Raw genomic sequence first — 4,531 nt, forward strand, 5'->3', positions numbered from 1 at the left:
GGGCCTACGCCGCGCCCCTCGCCCTCGCCCCCGCCCCCACCCTCGCCTCCGCCTCCGTCTCGGCGAGGAAGCGCTCCACCAGGTCGGCGACGGTGTCCGGGGCGTCCTCGGGGCTGTAGTGGCCGACGCCGGGCAGTTCGACGGCCCGGCCGCGCGGGAACGCCTCGGCGAACAGGGGCAGGAAGTGCCGGGCGGCGAGGGTGCGGTCGGCCGCGCCCCAGAGGGCGAGCGCGGGCAGGGCGGCGAGCGCCGCACGGGCCTCGGCACCCGGGGTCTCGAAGGTGTGCGCTCCGGTGGCGAAGCCCTTCGCCCAGCCGATCGCCCCGGCGGCCTCCGCGCGGGTGGGGAAGGCCGCACCGTAGGCGGCCGTCCAGGTGTCGGTGATCAGGGTGTTGTCCTGGAAGCCGTTGAGCTTCAGGATGCTGAGGATCGTGTGGCCGAGCTCGCCGAGGACGGCCTCCAGGCTGCCCTCGGCGTGCGCCCTGGCGATCCAGCCGAACCACGGGGACTCGGCCCCGTTGGCGGCCAGCGCCGCGCCGAGGCCGGGCTGGCCGAACGGCGTGGGCCCGTTGACGCTCACCACCCGGGCGATCAGCTCCGGGCGGCGGGCCGCCAGGCCCATGCCGACCGGCCCGCCGAAGTCGTGCAGGACCAGGGTGAGTTCGCGCAGGCCGAGGTCCAGGACGAGCGCCTCCAGGTTGTCGACGTGGTCCTGCAGCCAGTAGGTCCGGTCGGCCGGGGTGGCGCTCTTGCCGAAGCCCATGTGGTCGGGGACGACCACCCGGTGGGTCGGGGCCAGGCGGCGGACCAGGTCGCGGAAGAGGTAGCCCCAGGTGGGTTCGCCGTGCAGGCAGAGCACCACGGGGCCGGTGCCCTCGTCCACGTAGTGCTGGGGGAAGCCCGCGGCGGTGCTGAAGTGCGGCCGGTACGGGAAGGTGCCGTCGAAAGTCTCGTGGGCGGCGATCATGGTCGGGCTCGCTCCAATGTGGTAGCAACTTAAAACCGCAAGGCCGAGGCTAGGCCTTGCGGTTTTATTACGCAACCATGCTGGTCGGAGCGGTTCCGAGCGGTCTCAGAACAGCGCCTCCTGGGTGTCCGGCTCCGGCGGACGCAGGCGCTCCTGGAGGGTCAGGCCCTCGGACCCGCGGCCGGCGACCGCACTGAGCGTCCAGCCGGTGAGCAGCCGGGTGTCCAGCAGCAGCGGGCCGGAGCCGTCCGCCTGGTCCAGGAAGAGGTGCCGGCCCACCGGCGCGCGGAGCCGGCCCGCGAGCACCGCGCCGTCGGCCAGCCCGGCGATCTCCCGGTACGCCTCCGGGGCGCCGCCGGCCAGGCCGTAGCGCTCGACGTGGTCGACCACCGGGCGGTCGGCGAGCAGCTCCAGGGCGTGGCCGTCCAGCAGCCGGTGCGCCCGGGCGCGGGCGTCGCCGAGCACCGTACGGCGGTACGGGACGTCGCCGTGCGACCACCACTGCTCGGTCTTGATCCGGGACTTGTACCGCTCGCGGGCCAGGCCCGAGGCGGCGACGGTGAGTTCGGCGCGCCGGATCGCCGGCAGGGCGCCGCGGGCGGTGAACGCGTAGGCCAGCGCGCCCTGTTCGAGCAGCCGGCTGTCGCCGCGCTGCTCGGCGGTCAGGCCGACCTTGAGCAGGCCCTCGCCGAACCAGGCGAGGTAGAGCAGGTAGGTGCGGCCGTCGTCGAGGATCTGGTCCCGGGCGAGGGCGAGGCCGCGGTCCACGCTCTGGCAGGCCGGGCACTGCGTCGCGCCGCCGCCCGGGTCGATCACCGCGTGGTGCGGGCAGGGCGTGCGCTCCGTCGCCCCGGCCAGCCAGGCCCCGACGCAGCGGCGCGGGCCGCCCAGCAGCCAGCCGACCTCCACCCCCGGCGCCACGGCGCGCTCGTGCACCTGCGCACCGCGCGCGGCCCCGAGCACGGCGCGGCCGTCCCGCCAGCTCAGGCCGGTGGAGACCCATCCGGAGGGGCGGGCCTGGTGCTCGGGGGGCTGCGGGGGGATCGTCACGTTTCTCCTGGCCGTCGGTAGCCGACGACACTACCCGGTGCCACCGACAGGACGGGCGGCCCGAGGCCGGCACGCCCCTGCCACCCCGCCCGCCGACCCCCTCGACGGGGCGTCAGCTCCGCGTCGGCCGGCCCCTCCTCCCCGCCCGAAAGCCCCGCAGGTCACCGGCGCTTGGCCGGGCGGGGTGTTCACGTTCTATTGTGGCGGGCGCGGTCGGCGGCGCGGTCGGGAGGCGGTGCCGCGGCGGCCGCATCGGGCGCGAGGCGAATGGGGTGGACGGACGGTGTCGGGGCGGCGGAGCAGCGGGGTGCTGGCGATCTGGGCGGAGGCGCAGCGACAGCAGCAGCGCCGGGAGGAGGCCCGGTGGCGCGCCGAGGCGGCGGAGCAGCGCCGCCGGGAGCGGGAGCAGCGGGAGGTGCAGAAGGCGGCGGCCCGCGGCGAGCGCGAGGCGCAGCGCGCCTACCAGCAGTCGCGGGAGGCGGAGGTGGCCCGGCGGACGGCCGAACTGGACGCCCGGGTCGAGGAGTTGAGGGGGCTGCTGGCCGCCGGGCTGGCCGCGCCGGCCTTCGGCCCGCAGGCCCTGCTGGCGCCGCCGGCGGTGCCGCCGTTCGATCCGGGGCCGCTGGGCGAGCCGGTGCCGATGCCGGACCAGTCCTCGGCCCGGTACTTCGTGCCGCCGCCGGACCCGGTGCAGGCCCGCAACCCGGGTGTGCGGCAGCAGTACGAGCAGTACCTGGCCCAGGCCCGGGCCCGGTTCGAGCAGGACTGGTACGCCGCGCAGGCCCGGGAGGTCGACCGGCAGCACCGGCTGGCCGCGTACCACCAGGAGTACCTGGCCGGGGTCGAGCAGTCCCGCCGGCAGCAGGAGGAGCTGGCCGCCCGGACCGAGGAGCTGCTGCGCCGGCTGCGGGCGGGCGAGCCGGAGGCGGTGCAGGAGTACTTCACGGCCGGCCTGTACGCCTCGGCGGCCTGGCCGGAGGGCTTCCCGCACCGGCTGGCGGCGGCGTTCGACGCCGGGAGCCGCCAACTGGTGGTGGACTGGGAGCTGCCCGGGCCGGACGTGGTGCCGGCCGCCGCCCGGGTGCGGTACGTGAAGTCGGACGACCGCGAGGCCGAGGTGGCCCGCCCGGCGACGGAGCGCAAGGCACTGTACCGGGAGGTGCTGGCGCAGTCGGCGCTGCGGGTGGCGGTGGAGCTGTTCCGGGCGGACCGGGACGGGCTGCTGGACTCGGTGGTGCTGAACGGCTTCGTCCTCGGCATCGACCCGGCGACCGGCCGGGAGGCCGAGCGCTTCCTCTCCACCCTGACCGCCACCCGGGCGGGCTTCGCCGCGCTGGCGCTGGACCGGGTGGACCCGGTGGAGTGCTTCCAGGGCCTGGGCGGCCGGCTGTCGGCGCGCCCGGAGCGGCTGGACGAGGTGCGGCCGGACCGGCGGCCGGAGAGCGTCGGCGGGAGCCTGGCCGGGCACGGCGGCGAGGACGAGCCGGACCTGTTCGAGATGGACCCGCTGGACTTCGAGGAGCTGATCGCCGAGCTGTTCCGGCTGCGCGGCTTCCGGGTGATGACCACGGCCCGCAGCGGCGACGTCGGGGTGGACGTGGTGGCCGAGGACCTGGACCCGGTGACCGGCGGCACGATCGTGATCCAGGCGAAGCGCTACAAGAAGACCGTCCCGCCGACGGCGGTGCGCGACCTGGAGTCCACCGTCCGCCACCACGGCGCGATCAAGGGCATCCTGGTCACCACCGCGGGCTTCGGCCGCGGCTCGTACAGCTACATCGAGGGCAAGCCGCTGGCCCTGGTGAGCGGCCCGGAGCTGGTCGCCCTGCTCGCCGAGCAGGGCCTGCGCGGCCGGCTCGGCGGCGACGGCCCCACCGCTGCCGCCGCCGCGACCGCCGCGAACGACCGGCCCGAGGAGGCGCGGGAGACCGCCCTCACGGTGAGCTGGCAGAGCCGGACGGCCGGCGGGGACGCGGTGGAGCTGGACGTCACCGCCTTCCTGTGCGCCGGCGGCCGGGTGCTGAGCGACGAGCACTTCGTGTTCTTCAACAGCCCGCAGGACCCGGACGGCGCCGTGCGGCTGCACCCGACCCGCTCGGTGCCGGGCGAGCCGACCCGGGCGGCCCGGCTGGCGCTGGACCTGCACCGGCTGCCGGCCGCCGTCGAGGAGGTGGTGGTCGCCGTCTCCACCGAGGAGGAGGAGCACCCGGCACTGCCGCTCGGCTACGTGCACGGGCTGGCGCTCGCCGCCGCGTACGGGCCGGGCGCCGGCGGACCGGACGCCTGGGCGGGCCCGACCGGCGGGGTGCCGGACAGCGCGATGCTGCTCGGGGCGTTCCGCCGGGCCGCCGGCGGCTGGGAGTTCAGCCCGTCCGGGCGGGCGGTGACGAACGGCCTGGCCGGGCTGGCGGCGGCCTTCGGCGTGGCGGTCGAGTAGCCGGCCGGGCCCCGTCCGGAGCCTGCCGGGGTCCTTGGTCCTCAGGGTCCTGGGTCATACCTGAGGAGGAGAAGACC

Annotated in this window: 3 protein-coding genes; 1 reads left to right on the forward strand and 2 read right to left on the reverse strand. The window is 76.6% G+C overall.

Features of this window, described 5'->3' with window-relative positions:
- Positions 1 to 4: 4 nt before the first annotated feature.
- Positions 5 to 967, reverse strand: a complete 963-nt coding sequence (locus tag ACFU6K_RS32180; protein WP_380669043.1) for an alpha/beta fold hydrolase — start codon at positions 965 to 967, stop codon at positions 5 to 7.
- A gap of 105 nt (positions 968 to 1,072) precedes the next feature.
- On the reverse strand, positions 1,073 to 2,017 hold the full coding sequence (locus ACFU6K_RS32185; protein ID WP_380669045.1) for a DUF2797 domain-containing protein: 945 nt from the start codon (positions 2,015 to 2,017) through the stop codon (positions 1,073 to 1,075).
- Positions 2,018 to 2,324: 307 nt separating this feature from the next.
- Here ACFU6K_RS32185 and ACFU6K_RS32190 point away from each other — a divergent pair, with 307 nt between their 5' ends.
- Positions 2,325 to 4,454 carry a restriction endonuclease gene (locus ACFU6K_RS32190; RefSeq protein WP_380669047.1) on the forward strand — a complete coding sequence of 710 codons (2,130 nt, stop codon included), beginning with the start codon at positions 2,325 to 2,327 and terminating at the stop codon, positions 4,452 to 4,454.
- Positions 4,455 to 4,531 lie beyond the last annotated feature (77 nt).

It is taken from the genome of Kitasatospora sp. NPDC057512, assembly GCF_042802135.1.
Lineage (GTDB): Bacteria > Actinomycetota > Actinomycetes > Streptomycetales > Streptomycetaceae > Kitasatospora.

Excerpts from the sequence above, each read along its gene's own strand:
- ACFU6K_RS32180 (WP_380669043.1), bottom strand. The coding sequence starts at position 967 with ATGATCGCCGCCCACGAGACTTTCGACGGCACCTTCCCGTACCGGCCG.